21 protein-coding genes and 1 tRNA gene are annotated in these 20,941 nt (G+C 69.2%); 13 read left to right on the top strand and 9 right to left on the bottom strand.

Annotation, left to right across the window (positions count from 1 at the left end):
• Nucleotides 1–76: 76 nt before the first annotated feature.
• Nucleotides 77–562, top strand: a complete 486-nt coding sequence (locus QZV94_RS04940; RefSeq protein WP_293676695.1) for a hypothetical protein — start codon at nucleotides 77–79, stop codon at nucleotides 560–562.
• On the opposite strand, the gene QZV94_RS04935 is transcribed toward QZV94_RS04940, so the two are convergent.
• Nucleotides 559–1,038, bottom strand: a complete 480-nt coding sequence (locus QZV94_RS04935) for a hypothetical protein (protein WP_293676694.1) — start codon at nucleotides 1,036–1,038, stop codon at nucleotides 559–561. The genes QZV94_RS04940 and QZV94_RS04935 overlap by 4 nt on opposite strands.
• An 81-nt stretch (nucleotides 1,039–1,119) precedes the next feature.
• A complete protein-coding gene (locus QZV94_RS04930; protein ID WP_293676693.1) occupies nucleotides 1,120–2,346 on the bottom strand; it encodes a hypothetical protein in 1,227 nt (408 codons plus the stop codon).
• Between the two features lie 57 nt (nucleotides 2,347–2,403).
• On the opposite strand from QZV94_RS04930, the gene crcB reads away from it, so the two are divergent.
• The 3 genes from crcB (at nucleotide 2,404) to QZV94_RS04915 (ending at nucleotide 4,585) form a co-directional block, all read left to right on the top strand.
• Nucleotides 2,404–2,787 carry a fluoride efflux transporter CrcB gene (crcB, locus tag QZV94_RS04925; RefSeq protein ID WP_293676692.1) on the top strand — a complete coding sequence of 128 codons (384 nt, stop codon included), beginning with the start codon at nucleotides 2,404–2,406 and terminating at the stop codon, nucleotides 2,785–2,787.
• Entirely contained in the window at nucleotides 2,784–3,761 is a 978-nt protein-coding gene (locus QZV94_RS04920; protein WP_293676691.1) for an RluA family pseudouridine synthase, read from the top strand. The genes crcB and QZV94_RS04920 overlap by 4 nt, the downstream gene beginning before the upstream one ends.
• 80 nt (nucleotides 3,762–3,841) lie before the next feature.
• Nucleotides 3,842–4,585 carry an ATP12 family chaperone protein gene (locus QZV94_RS04915; RefSeq protein ID WP_367253970.1) on the top strand — a complete coding sequence of 248 codons (744 nt, stop codon included), beginning with the start codon at nucleotides 3,842–3,844 and terminating at the stop codon, nucleotides 4,583–4,585.
• Between the two features lies 1 nt (nucleotide 4,586).
• Here QZV94_RS04915 and QZV94_RS04910 read toward each other — a convergent pair whose 3' ends face one another.
• From QZV94_RS04910 to QZV94_RS04895, 4 genes are all read right to left on the bottom strand, one after another.
• Complete coding sequence (locus QZV94_RS04910; protein ID WP_293676690.1) at nucleotides 4,587–5,528, bottom strand: homocysteine S-methyltransferase family protein; 942 nt, start codon at nucleotides 5,526–5,528, stop codon at nucleotides 4,587–4,589.
• Nucleotides 5,529–5,542: 14 nt separating this feature from the next.
• Nucleotides 5,543–6,355, bottom strand: coding sequence for an alpha/beta hydrolase (locus QZV94_RS04905; RefSeq protein ID WP_293676689.1), 813 nt, complete (start codon nucleotides 6,353–6,355; stop codon nucleotides 5,543–5,545).
• A gap of 25 nt (nucleotides 6,356–6,380) precedes the next feature.
• Nucleotides 6,381–7,148, bottom strand: coding sequence for a sterol desaturase family protein (locus QZV94_RS04900; RefSeq protein ID WP_293676688.1), 768 nt, complete (start codon nucleotides 7,146–7,148; stop codon nucleotides 6,381–6,383).
• Nucleotides 7,149–7,220: 72 nt separating this feature from the next.
• Entirely contained in the window at nucleotides 7,221–9,050 is a 1,830-nt protein-coding gene (locus tag QZV94_RS04895) for a hypothetical protein (RefSeq protein WP_293676687.1), read from the bottom strand.
• A 110-nt stretch (nucleotides 9,051–9,160) separates the two neighbouring features.
• On the opposite strand from QZV94_RS04895, the gene QZV94_RS04890 reads away from it, so the two are divergent.
• Nucleotides 9,161–10,693 (top strand): acyl-CoA carboxylase subunit beta, encoded by a 1,533-nt coding sequence (locus QZV94_RS04890; RefSeq protein ID WP_293676686.1) that lies wholly within the window; start codon nucleotides 9,161–9,163, stop codon nucleotides 10,691–10,693.
• Between the two features lie 80 nt (nucleotides 10,694–10,773).
• The gene (locus tag QZV94_RS04885; RefSeq protein ID WP_293676685.1) at nucleotides 10,774–11,826 is read left to right on the top strand and encodes a BON domain-containing protein; all 1,053 of its coding nucleotides are present in this window, start codon (nucleotides 10,774–10,776) and stop codon (nucleotides 11,824–11,826) included.
• Nucleotides 11,827–11,829: 3 nt separating this feature from the next.
• Here the strand turns inward: QZV94_RS04885 and QZV94_RS04880 are convergent, their stop codons facing one another.
• Together QZV94_RS04880 and msrB are read right to left on the bottom strand one after the other, a co-directional pair.
• A complete protein-coding gene (locus tag QZV94_RS04880; protein WP_293676684.1) occupies nucleotides 11,830–12,648 on the bottom strand; it encodes a hypothetical protein in 819 nt (272 codons plus the stop codon).
• 7 nt (nucleotides 12,649–12,655) lie between these two features.
• Nucleotides 12,656–13,153 carry a peptide-methionine (R)-S-oxide reductase MsrB gene (msrB, locus tag QZV94_RS04875; protein ID WP_293676683.1) on the bottom strand — a complete coding sequence of 166 codons (498 nt, stop codon included), beginning with the start codon at nucleotides 13,151–13,153 and terminating at the stop codon, nucleotides 12,656–12,658.
• A 49-nt stretch (nucleotides 13,154–13,202) separates the two neighbouring features.
• Between msrB and QZV94_RS04870 the strand changes: the two genes are divergently transcribed.
• Nucleotides 13,203–15,176: an acetyl/propionyl/methylcrotonyl-CoA carboxylase subunit alpha gene (locus QZV94_RS04870; RefSeq protein WP_293676682.1), complete on the top strand. Its 1,974-nt coding sequence runs from the start codon at nucleotides 13,203–13,205 to the stop codon at nucleotides 15,174–15,176.
• On the opposite strand, the gene lipB is transcribed toward QZV94_RS04870, so the two are convergent.
• Nucleotides 15,173–15,895 carry a lipoyl(octanoyl) transferase LipB gene (gene lipB / locus QZV94_RS04865; protein ID WP_293676681.1) on the bottom strand — a complete coding sequence of 241 codons (723 nt, stop codon included), beginning with the start codon at nucleotides 15,893–15,895 and terminating at the stop codon, nucleotides 15,173–15,175. The two genes, QZV94_RS04870 and lipB, sit on opposite strands and share 4 nt — an antisense overlap.
• A 32-nt stretch (nucleotides 15,896–15,927) precedes the next feature.
• On the opposite strand from lipB, the gene QZV94_RS04860 reads away from it, so the two are divergent.
• The 6 genes from QZV94_RS04860 to QZV94_RS04835 all read left to right on the top strand — a co-directional run bounded on the left by QZV94_RS04860 (nucleotide 15,928) and on the right by QZV94_RS04835 (nucleotide 20,870).
• Nucleotides 15,928–16,215 (top strand): FliM/FliN family flagellar motor switch protein, encoded by a 288-nt coding sequence (locus QZV94_RS04860; protein WP_293676680.1) that lies wholly within the window; start codon nucleotides 15,928–15,930, stop codon nucleotides 16,213–16,215.
• 65 nt (nucleotides 16,216–16,280) lie between these two features.
• A tRNA-Leu gene (locus QZV94_RS04855) sits at nucleotides 16,281–16,365 on the top strand.
• 154 nt (nucleotides 16,366–16,519) lie between these two features.
• A complete protein-coding gene (mgtE, locus tag QZV94_RS04850; protein WP_293676679.1) occupies nucleotides 16,520–17,935 on the top strand; it encodes a magnesium transporter in 1,416 nt (471 codons plus the stop codon).
• 64 nt (nucleotides 17,936–17,999) lie between these two features.
• Nucleotides 18,000–19,265, top strand: a complete 1,266-nt coding sequence (locus QZV94_RS04845) for a lysozyme (protein ID WP_293676678.1) — start codon at nucleotides 18,000–18,002, stop codon at nucleotides 19,263–19,265.
• Nucleotides 19,266–19,308: 43 nt separating this feature from the next.
• Nucleotides 19,309–20,475 (top strand): isovaleryl-CoA dehydrogenase, encoded by a 1,167-nt coding sequence (locus QZV94_RS04840; protein ID WP_293676677.1) that lies wholly within the window; start codon nucleotides 19,309–19,311, stop codon nucleotides 20,473–20,475.
• Nucleotides 20,472–20,870, top strand: a complete 399-nt coding sequence (locus QZV94_RS04835; RefSeq protein WP_293676676.1) for a DUF3574 domain-containing protein — start codon at nucleotides 20,472–20,474, stop codon at nucleotides 20,868–20,870. The genes QZV94_RS04840 and QZV94_RS04835 overlap by 4 nt, the downstream gene beginning before the upstream one ends.
• Nucleotides 20,871–20,941 lie beyond the last annotated feature (71 nt).

Raw genomic sequence — 20,941 nt, 5'->3', positions numbered from 1 at the left:
ACGGCTGCGCCAACTCGGCCGTTTCGCGCTACAACCTGCGGAAGGGACACGCCTTTCCGAGTCTGGACCGCACGCCATGAACCGCCTGATCCTTGCCGCGACCGCCGCCCTCGCGGTGTCCGCCTGCGCCACCGCGCCGACCCTCTACCAACCGGCCGCGGGCCGCGACGCCGTGGGCTATTCCGAGTATCGGATCGAGCCAGGCCGCTACCGCATCACGTTCCGCGGCGGCCCGGGCGCACCGCCCGAGCAGGTGAGCGACTATGCCCTGCTGCGCGCCGCCGACCTGGCGCTGGCCGACGGCTACGACTGGTTCCGGGTCTCCGACCGCTTCCTCGAGGGCCAACCGGATCGCGGTCCGCGGTTGTCGGTGGGCGTCGGCGGGGCCAGCTTCGGGCGCCGCAGCGCCGTGGGCGTGGGGGTGAGCCAGGGGATCCCGCTCGGAGGCGGCCCCAGCCTGGCCTCGACCATCGAGGTGGTGATGGGCAAGGGCGACCGCCCGCGCGGCGCGGACATCTACGACGCCAGGGCCCTACGGGCGAGCATCGGCGCCCGCACCTAGGTTGGGCGACCGATCCTGCCCCTGAGGTGAGCGAAGGTCAGAGTGGCGATCGCGCCGGCTACGAAGCCCGCCCCCAGCACCATCGACACCTCGGCCAGGCCCGGTGCGTATTCCTGCCACTTGCTGACCGGCGGGTAGGCGTAGACCGCGACGAAGAAGGCGACAAGGACATGGGCGGCGCAGGCCGCGCCGAGCAGCGGGCCGCCGGCCCGCCAGGCGGACAAGAAGGCAAGGGTTCGCGGCGCCGTATCAGTGGGCGCCCTGGCGATCCGCCGCAGGGCGCGCACCCAGACGACGACGGAGCCTAGGGCGGCGGCCCAGAGGATCAAGACGATCCCCTTCACGTCCGGTGACGCGCCCATGAAGGTCATGGCGTACTTGGCGCCGCAACAGAGCACGCCCACCGGCGCTTCGCGGGCGGCGGCGTCACCTGCCAGGGCCAGGGTGATCGCCGGAGCGATCCAGATGCGTTTCATTGTCGTCCTCCAGGCTAGGAGGCTGACACTCGCTTGTCGTACTACACCTGTAAACCGTAATTATTACGGATGTAGTAATCTCTAGGCGACGTTGCGCCGCGTGACCGTGTTGGGGGCGGCGCGGATGCCCGCATGGGTGAAGCCGGCGTCATCGGCCATCTCAAGATGCAGTCGCTCGCCCAGGCCCTGAGCGATCAGCGCCGGCGCCTTGCCGCGCATCTGGTGGGCCATGGCGCGCATGAAGGGCGGCAGGCGGCCGTCGGGCAGGCCCAGGTCGGCGAAGTCGACGGTCAGACCGTTGAACCGCGCGCCCTGCACGGCTTCGATCGCGTTGCCGATCGGCTGCAGTCGGGCCAGCACCCCGCGGGTGACGCCGCCGACCAGGCTCACAACCTCCACCAGGCGCCCGGCCGGGGTGCCCCGGTCGACGTCGATGAACTCGATCATGGCGCCCTGGCGGATCAGGTCGGGCGAGACGCCATCGATCGCGATCAGCGAGTTGCGCCCTTTGCGTCCGCCCAGGGTTCGGAAGGACGCCGGCAGGATCACCGGCGGCTTGGTCCGAGCGTCCTCGGGGATGAACAGGCCGCCGAAGGCCATGGTCGCACGGTCGATGGCGATCATGTCGGAATCGGCCAGTCGGTGGAACCGCCGGGCGGGGATCACTTCACCCGTGGCCCGGAAGGTCACGGTCGGTTCCACCCGCAGGACGGCGGTCACGCCGTGGCGCAGGCTGACCACGTGTTCCAGGGCGAAGGCCACTTCCAGGCGCTGGCCGTTGTGGGCCACGAACGACACCGGGTTGTGCGCTCGCTCGAGCTCGGCGCTGACCTGGCGGTGATAGGGGGCGGCGGCCTCCTTTTCGCGCGCCGTGGCGATGATCTCGGGATCGAGGTCCGCGCAGAGCAGGTCCTCGCCGTCGATGCGGCTGACGCCCCGGATGCGGATGTCCTTGCGCTCGGCAGCGCCGAGGAAAAACTCCAGCACGTCCTCCAGCACCTTCATGCCCACCGCCTGGGCGGCGACGCCGTCCTCGGTGGTCATGGCGACGAGGACGTCCGTCTCGTTCAGCCGCTGATGGACGTCCTGATAGGACAGGTACTCGTTGAGCTTTCGGCCCAGGTAGCCCCAGACGTCGTCGCGCTTCTTCGACCAGCGGTCGCCGGACCGCTCGCGGATCGCCTCGACGCTGATCACGAACACCGCGCCGCGTTCAAGCCGGTCCGACCCGGCAAGGCGCTCGAGCACCACCGAGGCGTCAGCGGCGCTGATGCGGGTGACGGTCAGGCCTGGATGGACGGCGCTCATCCGGCCACCTTCGCTGAAGGTGGCAAACGAAGTCTTGCCGTCGCATAAGACGCACCGATGCTGAATCTCCTTCTGGTGGCCGGCGGTGGGGCGGCCGGCGCGGTCATGCGCCATCTCCTGGGCGCCCAGGCGATGCGAGCCTTTGGGACGGGTTGGCCGTACGGAACCTTCGCCGCCAACGTTGTCGGCGGCCTCCTGATGGGCGTGCTGGTCGGCGTCCTGGCATTCCGCGGGGGAGCGGACCAGGAGAAGTGGCGACTGCTGCTCGGCGTGGGTGTGCTGGGCGGCTTCACGACCTTTTCGTCCTATTCGCTGGAGGTCGTGCTGATGATCCAGCGGCGCGAGTGGGTCTCGGCCGCCGCCTACAGCCTGGGGTCCGTCGTGCTGTCCGTGGCGGCTCTGTTCGCCGGCCTTTTCCTCCTGCGGCGCCTGCTCGCGTGAGGGAGGTCAAGACCCTGTACGTCGACCAGGGTGAGGCCGGCGTGCGGCTGGACCGCTGGTTCAAGCGCCGCTGGCCGCACCTGAACCACATCCAGATCCAGAAACTGACCCGCTCCGGCCAGATCCGCGTCGACGGCGCGCGGGCGAAGCCGGACACCCGGCTGGCGGCCGGAGCGCAGGTGAGGGTGCCGCCGCTCCCCGACGCGCCGCCGCCGCGTGAGAAGGGGCAGATCGACGACCGCGAGGCGGCCTACGCACGTTCATTGGTGATCTATGAGGATGAAGAGGTGCTGGCCCTGAACAAGCCCTGCGGCCTGGCGGTGCAGGGCGGCACCAAGACCTCCAAGCATGTCGACCGGCTGCTTTCCGCCTGGGGTGAGGGGCTCGACCGGCCGCGGCTGGTCCACCGGCTGGATCGCGACACCTCCGGCGTCCTGGTGCTGGGCAAGAGCCCGGGCGCGGCCGCCAAGCTGGCTGGAGCCTTCGCCAAGCGAAAGGCGCAGAAGATCTACTGGGCCATCGTCGCCGGCTTCCCAAAGCCCGGGGAGGGCGTGCTGGAGCTGCCCCTGGCCAAGAAGGGCGTCGGCGACCGCGAGATGATGGTCCCCACCGACCTGTCCGATCCCCGCGCCGAGACCGCCGAGACCGAGTTCGTCACCATCGCCCGCGCCGGCCCCCGCGCCGCCTGGATGGCGCTGTGGCCGCACACTGGGCGTACGCACCAGTTGCGGGCCCACATGCTGGCCATGGGCCACCCGATCCTGGGCGATCCCAAGTACAACGACGAGGCCTCGGCCACGCTCGGCGAGGGGCTCAAGCTCCAGCTGCACGCCCGCCGGCTGATCCTACCGCACCCCTCGCGCGGAACCCTGGCCCTCGAAGCCCCGATCAGTCCCGAGCTGAGGGCGGGCTTCGAACGCTTCGGCTTCGACGAGCACGAGGCCGATCCGGACCCCTTCAAGCGGCGACGTTGAGCGCACACGCGCGCCCTTGCAGTGACGGTGATTCATCCCCATTCCACGATGAAGTCGGCGCGTTTCGCCGGGAGGTCAGGTTGGACTTGCGCAAGGGTTTCCACGAGCCGGCCGAGAAGCCGCGGCGGTTCTACAAGGCCGTGAGCCTGGAGGCTGCGGACGGCGGCTTCGGCATCCTGCTCGACGGCCGGCGGCTGCGCACGCCGAAGGCGCAGGCGATGGTCCTGCCCACCCGCGCGCTTGCCGATCAGGTGGCGGCCGAGTGGGCGGCGCAGCACGAGGTCATCGAGATGGCGACCATGCACGCCACCCGCCTGGCCAACACCGCCATCGAGACCATCGGCGCGTCCCGGGACGGGGTGGCGGAGCAGATCGTGCAGTACGCGGGCTCCGACCTCACCTGCTACTACGCCGAGATGCCGCAGGCGCTGACTGCGCGCCAGGACGCCGCCTGGACCCCCGTGCTGACCCGCGCCGAAGCGGAGCTGGGGCTGGTGTTCGAACGCTGCGCCGGCATTCAGTACCGCGACCAACCAGCGGCGACGCTGGAGAAGGTCCGCGCCCTGGCCTTGGCGGAGGACGACTTCGCCCTGGGCGCACTGGCGTTCGGCGCCGCCCTGTTCGGCTCCACGGTGCTGGCGCTGGCGTTAAGGCGCGGCTGGATCCCCGGCGACGCGGCGTTCGACCTCTCTCGCATCGACGAGGCCTTCCAGGAGGAGAAGTGGGGCATAGACGCGGAGGCCGCCGAACGCACCGCACGGCTGCGCCTGGAAGCGGTGATGCTGGACCGGTGGTTCACGGGTCTCTCCGAGCGCCGCGGCTAGATCAGGCCGACACCTCCAAGCAGGCGCGGCTCATGGCCGCCACGTGGCGATGGTCGGTGCCGCAACAGCCGCCAAGCACCCGGATATGCCGGTGCCGACGAAGCAGGGCCGCGTGCTCCTGGCCCAGTTCGGCGGGGTTTCCGTCGTCGAGATCGGGCGCATCATTCAGCTCCTGGTGGCTACGGCGCGAGGCGTTGGCCCGCAGTCCGCGCAAGCGGGCGACCCACGGCGCGTCGGTCTCCAGGGCCTGAGCGAAGTGGCTCGGGTGCGCGCAGTTGACCATGTAGTAGGCCGGGCCTTGGGCGGTGGCCGCGTCGACCGCCGAGATCGCCTCCCCGAGCGGCTGGCCGGTGGGGAGCGCCCCGTCCGTCTCCACCGTGAAGGAGATCGCCACCGGCAGTCTCGCCGCGTGGGCGGCCCGAACCACCCCGATGGCCTCGGGCGCGTTGGTCATGGTGATGGCGCAGACCATCTCGGCGCCGGCCGCCGCAAAACTCGCGACCTGGCCGGCGTGGTAGCGTCGGGCCTCCTCGGCGTTCATCACCTCGCCGGGGTCGTAGCCGTCGCCGCGCGGTCCGACGCAGCCGGAGACGACGACCTGCGGCACGCGGCCACGCCACTCGGCGGCGAGCTCGTGCAGGAGCCGGATGGCGTCGCGGTTGAACAGCTCCAGCTCGCCGGCGGCGAGGCCGAGGCGGGCGGCCCAGTCGGGGCTGGCCCGCCAGGTCGGCGCCTCCAGGATGAAGCCCAGACGTTGGTCCGCGGCGATCTGGAGATAGCGCTCGTAGTAGCGGCGCAGGGTCATCCGTCCCCTGGCGTCCTTCAGCAGCATGAAGGCGGCGAAGTGCGGCAGCTCGATGCCTTCGTGGAAGATGAGCGTCGTCTCCAGGCCGCCGTCCGTCAGGAACAGGCGTTCGCCCAATTGGGGCAGGGTGGTGGTCATGGTTCGGGCCTCCTTCAGGCGGCGACGGGCGCGATGTGGCGCGCGATGAAGACGGAGATCAGCTCTGCGACGCGGTCCGGCTCTTCCCAATGGGGGTCGTGTCCCGTGCCGGGGAAGACGGTGAGCGCCGAGCCCGTGATGCCGGCCAGGAGTCGGTCCTGGTCCGCGCGGGTGACGAACCCGTCCTGGTCGCCCCACAGCAGCAGGGTCGAGGCGCGGATCCGCGGAAGCTCCGCGACCACGTCGTCGGCCATCATGCCGGTGAGGATCTGCTTCCAGGCGTGCGAGGGGAGCTTGCAGCTCTCGGCGCTCACCAGATCGAGGAACGCCGGCGAGACGGGACGGGCGAGGGTGCTCTCCTGGAACCCGCGTGCGAAGGCCGGGTCGATGGGATCGCTCAGGTCCGCGATCTCCGCCTCGTAGAAGGCGTCGACCGCAGGGTTGTCGTAGGGGCCCGGGAAGGCGCCCTCGAGGATCAGGCCGGCCGTCCGCCCGGGATGGGCGATGGCGAAGCGCTGGGCCACCACGCTGCCCATGGAGTGCCCGAAGACGACCGCGCGGCGGACGCCCAGGCGGTCCAGGGCAGCCACGGCGTCGGCCACCATCACCGACGTGGTGTAGGGGCCGGCGGGCTTCGACGAGTCGCCGTGGCCCCGCTGGGTGATCGCGATGGCGCGGATGCCGGGCGCCAGGCGGTCCATCAGCGGGCGCATGGACGGGGCGGAATCGCTCAGGCCGTGCAGCAGCAGGAGGGGAATGCCGGCCAGGTCGCCGGACTGGATGACGTCGAGCTCGACGCCGGGCGAAACGGTAATGCGGGTCTTCATGGGAGTTCCTTTGGCTCGGGAGTTCTTAGGAGGATGAGGCGGCGAGTTGAGGGGTCTGGCCCCGCTGGCCGCCGGCCACGTCGCGGCCGATCAGGAGGTCGCCGATGCGGGAGGAGGCGCCGTCGTAGAAGCCGGCCTGGGCCTCCCAGGTCTTCGGGTTGCGATAGGTGCCGAAGACCATGTCCCAGATCGGAATATCGCCGTAGTTCCAGCGGTGTACGCCGCGCTCATGATGCAGGCTGTGCATCTCCGGGCGCGCCACGAACCAGCCCAGCCACCGCGGCGTGCGCAGGTTGGCGTGGCTGAACAGGGCGCAGAACGTGCCGGCCAGAAAGGCGCACAGCACCGCCTCCGGCGCGAAGCCGAACACGAACACCAGCATGAAGCTGCCCACGAAAGCGAACCCCAGCATGTCCAGCGGATGGAAGTAGAGCGCGCCCCAGATGTCGATGCGCTCAGCCGAGTGGTGGGTCTGGTGGAAGGCCCGCCACAGCAGGTCCGACCCGTGCATCGTCCGGTGCCAGGCGTAGACGCCCAGCTCGAAGGCCAGGAAGGCCAGTGGGGCCGCCAGCCACAGCGGCAGCCCCTTTAGGTCGATGAGGGTGTGCGCACCCAGGAACCCGTCCCACAGGAAGGGCGCGCGGGTGGACACGAACCAGTAGGCGATCCCGCAGGCGAGGCCCTTGAGGCGCCAGCTGCGGATCCGGGGGAAGGCCCTGGCCGGCACCAGGACGTCTAGGGCGGCGAAGGCGGCGAACAGCGCCGCCAGCCAATAGTCATAGAACCCGAACACGGGCGGCTCCTTTGCTCTTGTGTTGCCTTCCAAGAGCGTGAGCCGCGGCCTCACATTGTGAGGCGACGCCTGTTAGTTCACCGTCCAGCGCACCGGATGCTCCGGCTGGTAGGCGCAGAAGGCGCCGGTGCGGACCGAAGCGTCCAGATGGCGGCCGAGCTGGGGATGGGCCTCGGCGATCTTCCTGATGGCGCTGCGGATGCGCCAGGTTACTGCGGTGCGCGCCTTCTCTGCCGGGTCGCCCAGCCTGCGGCTGCGGCCGCCGAGGCCAACGGCGGCGGACAACTGTTCGATCACCGCGTCCAGCTCCTCGGAAATGCGCTCGGTGCGGGCGAAGTCGTTGTGCCGTTCGGCCTCGGCCAGCTCGGCCTGCAGGTCCTGGATGTGGCGCTGGCAGGCGGCGCGAGCCTTGGCGTCCATGGCTGCGCCCGAGTCGCCCTCCACCAGCCGACCCGCCAGCTCCATGCAGTGGATGCGTTCCCGCGGCGAGGCTAGCAGCAGCGCCAGGTCGGCGCAGCCCTTGGCGTCGGTGACCACCGCGCGGCGGCCGGCGTAGTCGGCTTCCCAGACGCCGCCGCTGCGGGTGAATCGCGCCACTGCGGGGGTCGCGCGAGTCGCCGCAGCACGGGCAGGCGCGGCGCCCTGTCCAGTGGGCAGGCCGGCGCGGGCCAGCCCCTCCAGCAGGAACTGAGCATCCGCCTCCCGCGCGAAGGGGTTGGCGTCCATCACGTGGCGGACGGCGTCCTCGGGCGCCGCCTCTCGTCCACCGGCGATGTCGCGTGCGTAGGCTTGCAGGAACTTGGGGACCTGGGCGCGAGCCTCCTTGAGCCGGCCCAAGTGGGCGTAGCTGGCCGCCATCAGGGCCGCCTGCTCGAAGATCTGGTCGGGCGGCGAGCGCTCCAATATGGCGAGGCCGGTCTCCAGTTTTCGCGCCAGGAAGTGGGGCATGATCGAGACGAAATAGTACCAGGGCTCGTGCAGCGGGTTGAGGCGGAATGCCTTGGCGGCCATCTCCAGCGCCCGCTCGGGCTCGCCGAGGTAGGCCCACAGCGGCGACATCTGCATCAGGCCGTCGGCGCGGTTGGGGCTGAGCTCGATCGCGCGCTCCAGGTGGCGGCGGCCCTCGCCGAAGTTGCGCCGATAGACCTGCAGGCGCCCGGCGACCACCTGGACCACCGGGTCCATCTCGTCCAGCGCCTCGGCGCGGGCCACGTACTGCAGGCCCAGCCGGTCGTCCTCCGCCTCCTGGGCCGTCGCGTGGCGTCCGTTCCAACGCTTGAAGTGGCTGAGGGACAGGCCGGCGTAGGCGCGCGCATAGGTCGGGTCGATGGCGAGCGCGCGTTCGAACAGCCGGCGCGCCTCCTCGTCGCTTTCGGGGGTGGCGCGGCGCAGGCATTCCAGGCCCCGCAGCCAGCAGTCCTGCGCACGCAGGCTGGTGAGCGGCCGACGGCGCGCCTCCGCCAGGCGCGAGATCACCACCCGCGCGGTCAGGTGATTGGCCACCTGGAGGGCGATCTCCTCCAGCACCGCACCGGCCTCACGGAACGGGGCCTCATAGCGATGCGCCCAGACGATTCGGCCCGTGGGCGCCTCCACCAGGCTGACGTTCACCTGCATCCCGGCCGCCGTGGGCCGCACCGAGGAGTCCAGGAGGTGGGTGACGCCGAAGGTCTCCATCATCCGGCGGGGCTCAAGCTGTTCGGGTGTCAGCGCCAGGGAGGTGCGCGGCGCCAGCACCTCCATGTCGGGCAGGCGGGACAGTTCGGCGATCACGTCCTCGAGGAATCCCCGGGCGACCCGCGCCTCGTCCGGCGTGAGCGGCAGGGGGTCGAAGGGCGCCACCGCGACCGATGCGACGCGGCGATCCCGCTCGGGACTGGCTGGATCCCTCTCGAAGATCATGGGTCGTTGATAGCCCAGCGCCTGGCGAGCGGCGAGGGCCTCCCGCGGCGTGAACTTGCCTGCCGGCGCTGGTCGCACTACGCCTGCGCGTTCGTGAAGAAGGGCTGGACGTGAAGCAAATCCTGGCAGACCTCGAGACCCGGCGCGAAGACGCCCGGAAAGGCGGCGGCGAGAAGCGAATCGCCTCCCAGCACGCCAAGGGCAAACTAACCGCCCGTGAGCGCGTGGACCTGTTGCTGGACGAAGGCTCCTTCGAGGAGTTCGACATGTTCGTCGAGCACCGGGTCACCGAGTTCGGCATGGCTGACCAGCGGATCCCCGGCGACGGGGTGATCACCGGCTGGGGCCGCATCAACGGCCGGGTGGTGTTCGTCTTTTCCAAGGATTTCACGGTGTTCGGCGGCTCTCTTTCGCTGGCCCACGCCGAGAAGATCCTCAAGGTCCAGCGCCAGGCGATGAAGGTCGGCGCCCCGGTGATCGGCTTGTTCGACGCGGGCGGGGCGCGGATCCAGGAGGGCGTGGCCGCGCTCGGCGGCTATGCCGACATTTTCCTGGAGAACACCCTGGCGTCGGGCGTCATCCCGCAGATCAGCGTCATCATGGGCCCCTGCGCCGGTGGCGACGTCTATTCCCCGGCCATCACCGACTTCATCTTCATGGTGAAGGACACCTCGTACATGTACGTGACCGGCCCCGACGTGGTGAAGACGGTCACCCACGAGGAGGTCAGCCACGAAGAGCTGGGCGGCTACCGGGTCCATGCGCTGAAGTCCGGCGTCGCCGATGGCGCCTTCGAGAACGACCTGGAGGCGCTCACCCAGGTGCGCCGGCTGGTCGACTTCCTGCCGCTCTCCAACCGCGAGAAGCCGCCGGTGCGCGAGAGCTACGATGAGCCCTCCCGCGAGGAGCTTTCGCTCGACACCCTGATCCCTGCCAATCCCAACAAGCCCTACGACATGAAGGAGCTGATCCTGAAGGTCGTGGACGAGGCGGACTTTTTCGAGATCAGCCCCGACTTCGCCAAGAACATCATCTGCGGCTTCGGCCGCATGGACGGTCAGCCGGTGGGCATCGTCGCCAACCAGCCGCAGGTGCTGGCCGGAGTGCTGGATATCGATTCCAGCCGCAAGGCCGCGCGTTTCGTGCGGTTCTGCGACTGCTTCGAGATTCCGATCGTCACCTTCGTGGACGTCCCGGGCTTCATGCCGGGCACCAAGCAGGAGCAGGGCGGCCTGATCCGGCATGGGGCGAAGCTGCTGTTCGCCTTCGCCGAGGCCACGGTGCCGAAGATCACCGTCATCACCCGCAAGGCCTATGGTGGGGCCTACGACGTGATGAGTTCCAAGCACATCCGCGGCGACATCAACTATGCCTGGCCGTCGGCCGAGATCGCGGTGATGGGCGCCAAGGGGGCGGTGGAGATCATCTTCCGCTCCGAGATCGGCGATCCCGACGCCATCGCCGCGCGCACCGCCGAATACCAGGAACGCTTCGCCAACCCCTTCGTCGCCGCTTCCCGCGGCTACATCGACGACGTGATCACGCCGCACTCCACGCGTCGGCGGCTGGTCAACGCGCTGAAGAACCTGAAGGGCAAGCAGTTGTCCAACCCCTGGAAGAAGCACGACAACATTCCGCTGTAGCCCGCCGGAACTACCCGTCCCACCCCTCGTTCTGCTTGCGCGGCGGCTTCGGCCGCCAACCGAAACGAAGGAGAACGATCATGGCCGGACGGTGGAGCGACGAGTGGCGCCCGGAGGGTAACCACGACAGGCTCGAGCGCGAGCGCGAGCGCTTTGACGGGGCCGAGGATCGGTCGTTCGAGCGCGGCCGCGACCGGGTGTTCGGCGAGCGTGAGACCGGTGTCGGCTACAACCTGCCGCGCAGCGCGCAGCCGGGCGGCGGCTATCGCACCGACTACCGCAGCCGCGCCGACTCGCGGAGCCGCGGCGATCAACCGGCCTGGCAGGACCGCAACTACCAGGGCGTGAGCCCGGGCTTCCGCCAGCACGAGCGCGACTACGAGAACGAGCATCGGGGCGCCTCGCGAGTCCCCAACCAGGACTACACTCGCGGCGGTCGCTACTATGGCGATGATGGGCGTGGCCGACCTTATCGCGAGGAAACCGGCTACAGCCGGCCGCAAGACTACGATCAGGCCCCACGGTTCGGTAGTCGCGAAGCCGACGAGCGCTGGCGGCGCGAAATGCGCGGCGGCGGCGCTTACGCCGGCGGCGTTGACGCCTACTACGACCACGACCGTGATTACGGCGACGGTGGCCGCAGCGAGAGCTTCGAGGACCGGGCGCGGGATGCGGGCGACTTCTTCCGGCGGACGGGCCGCAAGGTGGCCAACTGGTTCAGCGACGTGCGCGACGACGTCCGGGACGCAGGCTCGGACTATGAGCGGGCGCACCGTGGCCGTGGTCCGAAGGGCTACAAGCGCTCGGACGCGCGGATCGACGAAGAGGTCCACGAACGCCTGACCGACGACCCGTGGCTGGACGCCTCCGAGATCGGCGTCTCGGTGTCGAACGGCGAGGTGACGCTGACCGGCACGGTGGAAAGCCGCGAGGCCAAGCACCGCGCCGAACGGATCGTCGAGGACCTGTCCGGCGTCAACCACGTGCAGAACAACATCCGCGTACGGCAAGCGGGCTCGTACTCGACCTCCGGGCGCGGGGGGGGCTATGGCGAAGGCGCCGTCCGCAGCGAAGGCGAGGCCTCCATGGAGACCAGCGCCAACGCCACCCACACGACGACGCGGAAGTCGTAGACGCTAGAGCGGTGGCGACGGAGGCGGGATATCCGGCCGCGGCGCCACCGGCTGGCCAGGACCGAAGCGGTTGCACCGGCGCCAGTTGGAGCTGGCGACCCCGCAGGTCTCGACGCACGCGGGGACCCCGGATGCCTCGATGCGGCCTTTGAGTTGCAGCCAGGTGCACTGGGCTACCGTACCGATCAGGTAGCTGGCGACCGGTGTGCCAGGGTGCTCGCGATCCTCGATCGCCGGCGCTGTGTCCGTCGTATCGGTGAAGGCGATGCCGAAGCCTACGAGGGTCGTGGAGATGGTGTGGGCGTATTCGTGCGCTGCGACGTTCACCGCGCAGGACTGCGCCACGAGGTTGGGCGAGCGGTACTGCTCGAGCACATTGCGGCCGATGTTGATGGCGGCGTACCGGCCGTGGCCCTGGCCCTGGCCGGCGCTCGCATGGTCGCGCGTCGGATCACCTTGCTCGTCACCCCCGACCAGCACCACGTCGGCCGGGGCATAGCGGGTGAACGGTCCCTCGCCGCCGACGATGCGGGCCAGCTTGGCGACATCGGCCTCCTGGTCGTCCGGCTTGGCGTAGATCACCGGGTAGCGCCCGGCGAGCGCAAGCAGGTTACGGCGGAACTGCGGCATGTGCAGCGTCCCGAACGCGTCGCTCAGCAGGGTGGCGAGCAGGGCTTCTTCCGCAGCCGAGGCCCCGTGGATCGCCTTGAAGGGCGCCCGATTGGGGTCGCGATCGGCCCGAACCTGGCTGACGCCCACCCAAGCCAACATCACCACGGCCACAAGGACGCCCCAGGCGCCGGTCCGCCAGAAGTCCCGCACCGCCTATTCAGGCGGTGGTGAGGTGCTTGTTGTCGCCCCGCTGCAGCGGGTCGCGCAGGGGCGCGCCGTCGGGGACGAACTCCAGGGACACCGAGTTGATGCAGTAGCGCAGCCGCGTCGGCGGCGGGCCGTCGGGGAAGACGTGGCCCTGGTGGCTGCCGCAGCGGGCGCAGAGGGTCTCGATTCGCAGCATGCCGTAGGAGGTGTCGCGCACCGCGGTCACGTGCGCTTCGTCGAACGGCGCCCAGAAGGAGGGCCAGCCGGTGCCGCTCTCGAACTTGGTCTTGTGCCGGAAGAGCGGCAGCGCGCAGAGGCGGCAGCAGTAGACGCCGCTGTCCTTCTGATCCAGCAGGCCGCCGCAGAACGGCGCCTCGGTGCCGTGATGCAGTAGGACTTCGGCCTCGGCGTCACTGAGGTCGGCCGCGAGGGCCTTGCGTTCCTCAGCGTCAGGCGGCGAGAGGGAGAAACCGGAGGGGGAGACTTCTGGCGTGCTCATGCCCGTCAATCTAAGGTCCCGCCGCCGTTGGTGAAAGACGGCCTGTGCAAGGACGGCAATGTTCTCGAAGATTCTCATCGCAAACCGGGGCGAAATCGCTGTCCGGATCATAAAGACCTGCCGCCGCATGGGCATCAAGACGGTGGTCGTCTACTCCGAGGCTGACGCCGATTCGATGGCCGTGGAGATGGCCGACGAGACCGTCTTCATCGGCCCGCCGCCCGCCGCCGAGAGCTACCTGGTGGCCGACAAGATCGTCGACGCCGTCAAGCTGACCGGTGCGGAAGCCGTGCACCCCGGATTCGGCTTCCTGTCGGAGAACGCCAGTTTCGCCCGGCGCCTGGCCAAGGAAGGCATCACCTTCATCGGGCCCAACCCCCACGCCATCGAGGCGATGGGCGACAAGATCGAATCGAAGAAGTTCGCTGCCAAGGCCAACATCTCGGTCGTGCCCGGCCACGTGGGCGAGATCGACGACACGGCCCACGCCGTGAAGATCTCCGAGGACATCGGTTATCCGGTAATGCTGAAGGCCTCGGCCGGCGGCGGCGGCAAGGGCATCCGCGTCGCCTGGAACCGCAAGGACGTCGAGGAGGGCTTCCCGGCGGTGAAGGCCGAGGCAAAGTCCAGCTTCGGCGACGACCGGATCTTCATCGAGAAGTTCATCGAGAGCCCACGCCACGTCGAGATCCAGGTGCTGGGCGACAAGCACGGCAACGTCGTCCACCTGTTCGAGCGCGAATGCTCGATCCAGCGGCGCAACCAGAAGGTCATCGAAGAGGCGCCCAGCCCGCTGCTCGACGAAAAGACCCGCAAGGCCATGGGCGAACAGGCCGTCGCGCTCGCCAAGGCGGTGCAATACGATTCGGCCGGCACGGTGGAATTCGTGGCGGGCCAGGACCGCAGCTTCTTCTTCCTGGAGATGAACACCCGCCTGCAGGTGGAGCACCCGGTCACCGAGCTGATCACCGGGGTGGACCTGGTCGAGCAGATGATCCGATCGGCCTACGGCGAGAAGCTGGCGTTCACCCAGAAGGACCTGAAGATCAACGGCTGGGCCATGGAGAGCCGGATCTACGCGGAAGACCCCTACCGCGGCTTCCTGCCCTCGATCGGCCGGCTGGTGCGCTATGCGCCGCCCAAGGAGGGCGAGACGGACGGCGTCATCGTGCGCAACGACGCCGGAGTGCGCGAAGGCGACGAGATCTCGATGTTCTACGACCCGATGATCTCCAAGCTCTCGACCTGGGGCAAGACGCGCAACATCGCCATCGACGCCATGGGCCGGGCGCTGGAGGACTTCCACATCGAGGGCCTGGGTCAGAACATTCCGTTCCTGGCCGCGGTGATGGACCAGAAGCGGTTCCGGTCGGGCAAGATCAGCACCAACTACATCAAGGACGAGTTTCCGGAGGGCTTCCAAGGGCTCCCGCCCACCGATCGGCAGCGTGACCTGATGAGCGTGGTGGCGCTGGCGATGCACCGGACGCTGCTGGCCCGGGCGGCGCCTGACCAGTTGCGCACCGACTGGATCGTCATCGCCGGGCTGAAGAAGATGCAGATGTCCGCCACCGCCACCGACGGCGGCCTGAGCATCCAGGCCGATGGCCGCAAGCTGCGGCTCGAGGATATCCAGTGGCGCCCGGGCCAGCCTGTATTCCGCGGCAACCTCGATGGCGTGGACTTCACCGCCTCGGTGCGGCCGGCGGCCGAGGGTTTCGTGATCCGTCACCGCGCCACGACCCTGCGCGTGCTGGTGCTCTCTCCCCGCTCGGCCGAAATGCACGAGAAGCTGCCGCCCAAGAAGGCCGCCGACACCTCCAAGATGGTGCTGTCGCCGATGCCGGGCCTGGTGGTCTCCGTCGACGTCGTCGTGGGGCAGTCGGTGCGCACCGGCGAGGTGGTGGCGGTGCTGGAGGCGATGAAGATGCAGAACATCATCCGCGCCGAGCACGATGGCGTGGTGAAGGCGGTCAACGCCGCGGCCGGCGATAGCGTAGCGGCCGACGAGGTGCTGATCGAGTTTGCCTAGAGCGGCGGCTCCGCGTCCGTCGCCGGCCCGAACACCTCGGCGAAGCTGGCCCGCAGTGCGGCGTCGGCCTCGTCCATCGCCACCGGCAGGCCGAGGTCGACGAGACTTGTGACGCCGTGCTCGGTCACCCCGCAGGGGATGATGCCGCTGAAGTGCGCGAGGTCGGGCTCCACGTTCAGCGAGACGCCGTGGAATGACACCCAGCGGCGCAGCTTCACGCCGATAGCGGCGATCTTGTCCTCCCGACGCGGTGCGCCGTGTTCGACCCAGACGCCGACGCGTCCCTGGCGGACCTCGCCGGCCACGTTGAAGCGGTCGAGCGCGCCGATCACCCAGGCTTCCAGGGCGGCCACGAAAGCGTGCACGTCGCGGCGGCGCCGGGTCAGGTCCAGCATGACATAGGCCACCCGCTGGCCGGGGCCGTGGTAGGTGAACTGTCCGCCGCGGCCGCTCTGGTGCACAGGGAAGCGGTCCGGCTGCAGGAGATCGTCCGGCTTTGCGGAGACGCCGGCGGTGTAGAGCGGCGGGTGCTCCAGCAGCCAGACCAACTCGCCGGCCTTGCCCTCGGCGATGGCCGCCGCGCGGGCCTCCATGGCCGTCACCGCCGCGGGATAGTCCACCAGGCCGCGCGAGACCGCCCACCCGGCCGCCTGGCCGTCGGTGCGGCCGAACAGCACTGTCCCGCTTTCGGTTGCCGGGTTTAACGAGCGGTCAAGCATGTGGGGCCAAATGTGGGCCTCGGGCGCGCCCCATGCGAGCCCTGCGTCTGCATTCGAGGTCCTCCTTCGTGAGCCAGGTCAAGGCCGTCAACGTCGAAATCCAGGTGGTGCTCGGGCGCGCCAGCCTGCCCATGGCCCAACTGCTGCGTATGGGCCGCGGCGCCGTCATCCCGCTGGACACCAGCGTCAACGACGAGGTCTGGATCCTGGCCAACAACCATCCGGTGGCGCGCGGCGAGATCCAGATCAACGACGAACGCATCGCCATCGCCGTCACCCGCGAGGCCAACGTGTACGACTACATGGCAGGCGGCGGCTGAGCCTCATTCCTTAGGCCCACTTGAGTAAGCGGACGGGGTTTGCTACCTGCCGCGCCTCACCACGCGCGGTCGTGGCGGAATTGGTAGACGCGCAGCGTTGAGGTCGCTGTGGGGCAACCCGTGGAAGTTCGAGTCTTCTCGACCGCACCAGTGAATCCGGCCCCAACCCAAGCCAGTCGTTGCTTGGGTTGGGACCAGTCTCAACCCGACGAATGGTCTATCCTCAAGCATGAGTCGTGAGCGAACTCTCCGGTCGCTCGGAGATTGAGCAGAGCCGTCCACACATAGCGTCAGGGAGGTCCGCATGAGCCGCGTAACGGACGATCTCAACGACGTGGCCGAAGCGGACGAAGACCTCGAAGACCTCGCCCTCGAGGACGATTACGCGCTCAACCCGGAGTTCGTGTCCGACGTCGCCGACGCGCTGGACAGCGGCAATGCCGAGCGCCTGCGCGAGCTCCTGAGCGCGCTGCACCCGGCCGACGTCGCCGACCTCATGGGCTTTCTCTCGGCGAGCGACCGCGAGGAGCTCATCCCGCACCTCGACCCGGAGACCCTGGCCGAGATCCTCTCCGAACTGGACAGCGAGATCCGCGAGGACGTGTTGGAGCACGTGCCGTCGGCGACCCTGGCCAAGGCCATCGGCGAGATGGAGAGCGACGACGCCGCCGACGTCGTCGACGACCTGGAGGACGATAAGCGCGCCGAGGTCATGGCCGCCATGCCCGAGCAGGAGCGGGCGGCGATCGAGAGCACGCTCTCCTACGAGGACGAGACCGCCGGTCGCCTGATGCAGCGCGAGTTTGTCGCCGCGCCGCAGTTCTGGACCGTCGGCCAGGCCATCGACCATTTCCGCCGCGAGGCCGACAACCTGCCGGAACTGTTCTTCGACATCTATGTGGTCGACCCGGCCTACAAGCCGGTCGGGGCGGTGCCGGTCAGCCAACTGCTCAAGGTCGGTCGCCGGACGCCGCTGGCCCAGATCATGGAGCCGGTGAACGAGATCACCACCGACCTCGACCAGGAAGAGGTCGCCTACATCTTCGACAAGTACCACCTGATCTCCGCCCCCGTGGTCGATCCGGGCGGGCGGCTGGTGGGGCAGATCACCGTCGACGACATCGTCGGCGTCATCCAGGAGGAGGGCGAGGAGGACATCCTGGCCCTGGCGGGGGTCAGCGACGCCGGCCGTGACGCAGGCGTCTGGGACATCGTCCGTTCGCGCCTGCCGTGGCTGGTGCTGGCGCTGGCCACCGAGGCCGTGGCGGTGCAGGCCATCGGCGCGTTCCAGGACGAGATCGCCAAGCTGGTGACGCTGGCGGTGCTGATGCCCATCGTGGCCTCCGTTGGCGGCAACGCCGGGACCCAGGCCCTGGCGGTCGCGGTGCGCGCGTTGGCGAATCGCGAGCTCTCGGCGGCCAACTCCATGCGCATCGTCGCGCGCGAGATGACGGTGGGCCTGATGAACGGCTCCGTCGTCGGCCTGATCATGGCCGGCGCGACGTGGATGTTCTTCCAGGACGTTCGCCTCTCGATCACCATCGGCCTGGCGTTGATCATCAACATCTTCCTGGCTGCAGTGGCCGGCGTGCTGGCTCCACTCACCCTCGAACGGTTCGGCCGCGACCCCGCGGTCTCCTCGTCCGTGTTCGTGACTTTCGTCACCGACCTGATGGGTTTCCTGTCTTTTCTGGGGCTTGCGAGCCTGATCTTGTTGTAACTGGCGTCGGCCTTGCGCTGTTCGCCTGCGGGCGCCCTGCGCCTGTGCCGTTTTGGGACGGGCCATGCTGTCGCGCCACCGTGTTTCCCGGGGGGCCATCGAGCTGATCAAGCAGTTCGAGGGCTACCGCCAGAAAGCCGCCCAGCTGCCTGACGGGCGCTGGACGATCGGCTATGGGCACACGCTGACGGCCCGCGAGGGCGCGGAGGTCTCCGAGACCGATGCCGAGGCGCTGCTGGTCTACGACCTGATCAGCGTCGGTCATGCGGTGAACGAGAACACGCTGGCGCCCATCGGCCAGAACCAGTTCGACGCCCTTTGCAGTTTCGCCTTCAACGTCGGCCTCGACAATTTCCGCCGCAGCCAGGTCCTGAAGCGCCTGAATGCCGGCGCCGCGGTGCAGGCCGCCTGCGCCATGGAGCTGTGGCGCAAGGCCGACTTCGAGGGCGAACGTATCGTCGTAGACGCGCTGGTGCGCCGCCGCTCGGTCGAGAAGTCGCTGTTCCTGACCCCCGACGACGGGCAGTTCGTGGCCGCGCCGTCACCGTTGCTGCGGCCGGCAATCGACCTGGACGCCCTGGACCTTGTGCCGATGCGCCGGCCGGTGGAGGTCCAGACATCGATGGAAGGCGAGCGGGTCACCGCGCGCCGCAACGACCTCTCCGATTCCGAGCTTCCTCCGGAACCGCCGCCTGAGCCCACGCCGGCGGTGGCCGCCGCCGCGGAGGCGGTAGCCGGGCGGCTCTCCAGCCTGTTCGCCGATCCAGGTGAAGAGCCGGAGCGCGTCGTCGAAGGAGGCGTTGAGGGGGGCGAGCCGGACCTGTTCGAGGCCGATGCGAACCTGCGTCCACAGGCCGACTTCGCCGAGCCGATCACCGTGGAGGCGGAGCCGGTATCGCAACCGGACCCCGATTCCGAACGGCAGAGGTTCGAGCCGTCGTCTTTACGCCTGGACACCGGGTCTGACGCCGAGCTGGAGATCCCGCAGGCGCCGCCGGCGCTGCGCCGGTTCCACGACGACGACGACGCGCCGCCGCCGCCGCTGGTAGCCATGGAGGTCGCGCCCTCGGAGTTCATTCCGGCCCGCGCCCGCCCGGCGCCTGTGCGGCGCGAGCTGTCGCTGGTCTGGGACCTGCTCCTGGCGCTGTTCGGCCTGGCCTTCTTCGGCTTCGGCATCTTCTGGGGGCTGAATGCCCGCTCCGGCCCTGCCGAGGGGGTCTTGACGCCGATGATCGTCGCCTGGCTCGCCGGCCTGGCCGGGATCGGCTTCGTGGTCGTCGCGGTGTTCCATCTGCTCCAGCGGCTCGGCCGCCAGGCCGAGCAGGATTAGGCGCGCGCTCGCGGGGCCGCTCGCCCTGTGCTAACCCGCGCCGATGATCCCGAACCAGGGCCCCAGCCTCGAATTCGGCCTCGGCGAGGCTGCCGACGCCATCCGCGCCACGACCGCGCGCTTCTCGGCCGACAGGATCGCGCCACTGGCCGCCGAGATCGACGCCACCAACGAGTTCCCCCGCCATCTCTGGCCGCAGATGGGGGAGCTGGGCCTGCACGGCATCACGGTGGATGAGGAGTACGGCGGCCTGGGCCTTGGGTATCTGGAGCATGTGGTGGCCATGGAGGAAGTGTCCCGCGCCTCCGCCTCCATCGGCCTCAGCTACGGCGCCCACTCCAACCTGTGCGTCAACCAGCTGCGCCGCTGGGGCTCCGATGAGCAGAAGCGGCGCTATCTCCCGAAGCTGATCTCGGGCGAGCACGTGGGCGCCTTGGCCATGAGCGAGGCCGGCAGCGGCTCCGACGTGGTCTCCATGCGCCTCAAGGCCGAGAAACGCGGCGACCGCTACGTGCTGAACGGCACGAAGTTCTGGATCACCAACGCGCCCCACGCCGACACATTGGTGGTCTACGCCAAGACCACGCCGGAGGCGGCCTCGCGCGGCATCACCGCCTTCCTCGTCGAGAAGGGCTTCGCGGGTTTCCACGTCTCCCAGAAGCTCGACAAGATGGGCATGCGCGGCTCGGATACCGGTGAGCTGGTGTTCGAGGACTGCGAGGTTCCGGCGGAGAACGTCATGGGCCCGGAGAACGGCGGCGTGGGCGTGCTGATGAGCGGGCTGGACTACGAGCGCGCCGTACTGGCCGCCGGGCCGCTGGGGATCATGCAGGCCTGCCTGGACGTGGTGTTGCCCTACGTGCGCGAGCGCCGGCAGTTCGGCCAGGCGATTGGGTCCTTCCAGCTGATGCAGGGAAAGGTCGCAGACATGTACGTCGCGCTGAACTCCGCACGGGCGTATGTTTACGCCGTGGCCAGGGCCTGCGACGCGGGCATGACCACGCGGTTCGATGCGGCTGGGGCAATCCTGATGGCGAGCGAGAACGCCGTGAAGGTCGCGCTGGAGGCGATCCAGGCGCTGGGCGGGGCGGGCTACACCAAGGATTATCCCGTCGAGCGCCTGTTGCGCGACGCCAAGCTTTACGACATTGGCGCCGGCACCAACGAGATCCGCAGGTTCCTCATCGGACGGGAGCTTGTGGGCGGATGAGATTGGCGGGGCCCCTGGTCGCGGCTCTGGCGCTGGCGGGATGCGCCACGCAGCCGAAGCTTGCATGTCCGGTCGGCCAGTCGGAATTGCGCACGGCCCAGATCTTCCTGGGGGCCCAGGCGGCGACCAAGATCAGCGACACGGAGATCCGCAAGTTCGTCGACGCTGAGGTCACGCCGCGCTTTCCGAATGGGGTCACCGTCGTCGATGGGGGTGGCCAGTGGAAGGGCGCCGACAACCGCATGATGCGCGAGGCGGCCAAGGTGGTGCTTATCGTGTTGCCGGCGAAGCGCGCCCCGCACAGCCAGATGGAGGCCGTCCGCAACGCCTATCGGGTCCGCTTCAAGCAGGACTCGGTGCTGGTCCTCCCACCGCCCGCCTGCGTCGCCCTCTAGGCCGCCGCGGCGCGCGCTTCGTGCGCCGCCCTTAGCGCCTCCGCCGTCGCCGCGTCGGCCGGGAAGAAGGT

Origin of the sequence: uncultured Phenylobacterium sp. (assembly GCF_902826855.1) — a bacterium.
Classification (GTDB): Bacteria; Pseudomonadota; Alphaproteobacteria; order Caulobacterales; family Caulobacteraceae; genus Phenylobacterium.
The sequence above is the reverse complement of the archived record's forward strand: the minus strand, read 5'-3'. Positions and strand labels throughout refer to the sequence as shown.

Coding starts and splice junctions, on each gene's coding strand:
- QZV94_RS04930 (WP_293676693.1), bottom strand. CDS start 2,346: ATGAGCGCCGTCCATCCAGGCCTGACCGTCACCCGCATCAGCGCCGCT.
- QZV94_RS04940 (WP_293676695.1), top strand. CDS start 77: ATGAACCGCCTGATCCTTGCCGCGACCGCCGCCCTCGCGGTGTCCGCC.
- mgtE (WP_293676679.1), top strand. CDS start 16,520: ATGAGCCGCGTAACGGACGATCTCAACGACGTGGCCGAAGCGGACGAA.
- QZV94_RS04860 (WP_293676680.1), top strand. CDS start 15,928: ATGCGAGCCCTGCGTCTGCATTCGAGGTCCTCCTTCGTGAGCCAGGTC.
- lipB (WP_293676681.1), bottom strand. CDS start 15,895: ATGCTTGACCGCTCGTTAAACCCGGCAACCGAAAGCGGGACAGTGCTG.
- crcB (WP_293676692.1), top strand. CDS start 2,404: ATGCTGAATCTCCTTCTGGTGGCCGGCGGTGGGGCGGCCGGCGCGGTC.
- QZV94_RS04910 (WP_293676690.1), bottom strand. CDS start 5,528: ATGACCACCACCCTGCCCCAATTGGGCGAACGCCTGTTCCTGACGGAC.
- QZV94_RS04935 (WP_293676694.1), bottom strand. CDS start 1,038: ATGAAACGCATCTGGATCGCTCCGGCGATCACCCTGGCCCTGGCAGGT.
- QZV94_RS04895 (WP_293676687.1), bottom strand. CDS start 9,050: ATGATCTTCGAGAGGGATCCAGCCAGTCCCGAGCGGGATCGCCGCGTC.
- QZV94_RS04870 (WP_293676682.1), top strand. CDS start 13,203: ATGTTCTCGAAGATTCTCATCGCAAACCGGGGCGAAATCGCTGTCCGG.
- QZV94_RS04845 (WP_293676678.1), top strand. CDS start 18,000: ATGCTGTCGCGCCACCGTGTTTCCCGGGGGGCCATCGAGCTGATCAAG.
- QZV94_RS04840 (WP_293676677.1), top strand. CDS start 19,309: ATGATCCCGAACCAGGGCCCCAGCCTCGAATTCGGCCTCGGCGAGGCT.
- QZV94_RS04905 (WP_293676689.1), bottom strand. CDS start 6,355: ATGAAGACCCGCATTACCGTTTCGCCCGGCGTCGAGCTCGACGTCATC.
- QZV94_RS04835 (WP_293676676.1), top strand. CDS start 20,472: ATGAGATTGGCGGGGCCCCTGGTCGCGGCTCTGGCGCTGGCGGGATGC.
- QZV94_RS04885 (WP_293676685.1), top strand. CDS start 10,774: ATGGCCGGACGGTGGAGCGACGAGTGGCGCCCGGAGGGTAACCACGAC.